This is a genomic window from Streptomyces sp. NPDC013157 (assembly GCF_042899865.1).
Taxonomy (GTDB): domain Bacteria; phylum Actinomycetota; class Actinomycetes; order Streptomycetales; family Streptomycetaceae; genus Streptomyces.
Genome location: NZ_JBIBAK010000032.1, coordinates 1 through 2,730 on the forward strand (window position 1 = coordinate 1; position 2,730 = coordinate 2,730).

Genomic DNA, 2,730 nt, shown 5'->3' on the forward strand with positions numbered 1-2,730 from the left:
CCTCAACGCGTTCCAGATCGCCTTCGAAGGCCGCCTGACCCCGAGCAACAACTGACCACCAACAACCAAGATCAGCCGTTAAATTGACACACCCGAACAGCCGGTACCGGTGAGATTGATCTTGGTTGCGTAGCAGGTCAGATGCCCAATCGTGGGAGCGCGCTCAGTGCAGGGTATCGGCCACGAGGGCAACGGCAACGGCAGCAACGGAGAGAACGGCTGACCTTCGGGTCGTCGATCCGGCCCCTGCCACAGCAGGGAGGGCATCGTTCGTCCACATCTGCTGCGGCGTACTGCTGCGGTATTACGTGGAGGCCAGAGGTTAGTGCCGGAGTACCACGACAGGCGCCCCTCGCGGCCCTACCGTCCCTGCTGAGGGCGCCGCAACGTGTGGTGCCCGGTTCGAGGGAGACGATTTTGGCTCAGCAATTGATCAAACGGTCTGAGGCCAAGCCGACCGCCGACGTAGCGCGTTTCGCGGCCGTGGCCAGGCTGTCGGGGCAGAGCACCTTGGGCGGCTCGCTGCACGGAACGTCCACCTCCGCTCTCCCCGGGGAGAGCTCGTGACCACCACAGGCGAGGTGCGCGACGCCGACACGCCGTACGCCAAGGTTCCTGTCATTACCGCGATCTTCTGGATCGTCAAGGTGATCACCACCGCTCTGGGGGAGGCGACCTCGGACGCCCTCTACAGTTACTGGTACTTGATACCCGTCGTCCTCGTCGTGTTCGTCGTGGCGTTCCGTCGGCAGCTCCGGTCGCCCTACTACCAGGCGATCCCGTACTGGGTCACGGTCGCCGGCATCGCCGTCTTCGGCACGCTCGCCTCCGACGGCGTGACCGGCCTCCTGGCCTTCCTCGTAGCCGGAGGCAACTTCCAGGCGTTGCTGCCCTTGTTGTTGGTGACCCTGGGGTACGCGGCCGCCACAGCCATGGTGCTCCGGCGCTGGTACCGATCGGAAGGGACGCTCTCGGTTCACAGCATCACCACGCGGCGCCGTCAGAAATTCTACTGGTGGACCGTGACCTGCACCTTCGCCATGGGAACGGCAGTGGGTGACCTGACGGCGAGCCCGCTGCACATCGGCTTCCTGGGCTCAAGCGTGTTGTTCGGCGTCGCCATCCTGATTCCGTGGATCCTGCACCACCGCGGACACCTCAACTCGGTCGCGGCCTTCTGGACGGCGTACGTCCTCACCCGGCCGCTGGGGGCCTCGGTGGCTGACTGGCTCAGCAAGCCCGTCCACGACGCCGGTGAGGGTGGCGGTGGTGTCGGTCTCGGACCAGGGCCGGTCGCCTTGGGGGGATTGATCCTGTTCGTGGCCCTGCTCGCCTACCTCGCGATCAAGCGCCCCGACATCCAGGAACCGCTCGAGGGCACGGAGCCCGCCCCGGTGGGCTCTCGCATCGGAACCAGCGAGGCCTGAACCCGGCCAGCCAGGCTCAGGCATGACGACTCCACTTGGGTGCGGCTCGGTTTGAGGGACGGTGATCAGTAGGCGTTTCGCGTTCTGGTGGTCCGGTAAGTCCTTGGATGGTGCGGGGGTTGGGCCCGGCGCGGTTGCGTCGGCGGCATCGCTGGGAGGGGCGCATGGAGCAGGAGCTGCTGGCGCTGCTGAAGCAGCATGAGGAGGCGGCCCGGCGGCGGGTGGAGGGGCTGCGGGCCGAGCAGGCCGTGCTGAACGAGCGGATCGCTGCCGCCGAGGAGGAGCTGTCCGAGCTGGTGGTCACTCAGGCGACCCTCGCCCGCGTGCTCGCCGAACGCGACGCGGGCGAAGGGAAGTTCGAGCAGGAGCCCGTACGGGATGCGGATCCGGACGATCTGGCCGACCCTGGGCCGCCGGTTGTGCGCGTCGCGACCGGTGAGGTGTCCGCCGAGGGCGATTGGCCGGTGCTGGCTCTGCTGGCCAGTGCGAATACGTCGCTGCGGGCGAAGGAGATCTGCGAAGTGACGGAGGAGGTGGCCGACAACCGGCACGTCGAGACGCTGCGGATGCGGCTGAAGCGCATGGTGCGCGGTGAGTGGCTGGCCGAGCCGTCCCGGGGCCTGTTCGCGTTGGCCGACGGCGTTCGCGCACCCGATCGGTCCTGACAAGGCGGGCTCTTCCCTGCGTCGTGCCTGGTGACAAGCCGCGCACGACAGAAAGAGAAGAGCCCGATGCCAGCCTACGGCCCGCCCGGACCGGCGGGGCGTTTCCCGCCGCCCGCGCCGCCTTCGAGCAACTGCTCGCCGATCTGTTCGACCAGCAGGGTGCCTCCCACCCCGAGGCGGAGGAGTTCATCGCCGCGCGCGGTCGCGAGGTGCACCGTCTGATGCTGCAGGAGTGGTTCGCCCAGCATGCGCAGCGCGAGGAGCGTCTGCCGGAGGTTGCCGGATCCGACCAGGTGGTGCGGCGCGCCGCCGAGGCGGGCCATAAGCGGCTGCTGTCCACGCGGTTCGGCACCGTGGAGGTGGAGCGGATCGCCTACCGCGCGAAGGGGGCTTCGAACCTGCACCCGGCCGATGGCGACCTGGACCTGCCGACCGGGCGGCACTCGCACGCGCTCAAAAAGCTCGCCGCGATCGAGGCGGCGCGCGGCTCGTTCGAGTCAGCGGTCGCCGCGATCGAGCGCGCCACCGGCACGCACATGGGCAAGCGGCAGGTCGAGCAGCTGGTGCAGCGCGCCGCAGCGGACGTCGACGACTTCTACGCCCACGTGCGCAGCACCCACGCCCACGCCCACGGCTCC

2 protein-coding genes and 1 pseudogene are annotated in these 2,730 nt (G+C 68.5%); all 3 read left to right on the top strand.

The features are described 5' to 3' along the window. Positions 1 to 581 precede the first annotated feature (581 nt). Positions 582 to 1,427 carry a hypothetical protein gene (locus ACFY6U_RS50805; protein WP_390049779.1) on the top strand — a complete coding sequence of 282 codons (846 nt, stop codon included), beginning with the start codon at positions 582 to 584 and terminating at the stop codon, positions 1,425 to 1,427. Between the two features lie 164 nt (positions 1,428 to 1,591). Continuing rightward, the gene (locus ACFY6U_RS50810; protein WP_390049781.1) at positions 1,592 to 2,092 is read left to right on the top strand and encodes a hypothetical protein; all 501 of its coding nucleotides are present in this window, start codon (positions 1,592 to 1,594) and stop codon (positions 2,090 to 2,092) included. A 23-nt stretch (positions 2,093 to 2,115) separates the two neighbouring features. Beyond that, positions 2,116 to 2,730: pseudogene (locus ACFY6U_RS50815) on the top strand (hypothetical protein); the annotation flags it as partial.

What these genes read in the sequence shown, in the direction of transcription:
- ACFY6U_RS50810 (WP_390049781.1), top strand. Translation starts at nt 1,592, where the DNA reads ATGGAGCAGGAGCTGCTGGCGCTGCTGAAGCAGCATGAGGAGGCGGCC.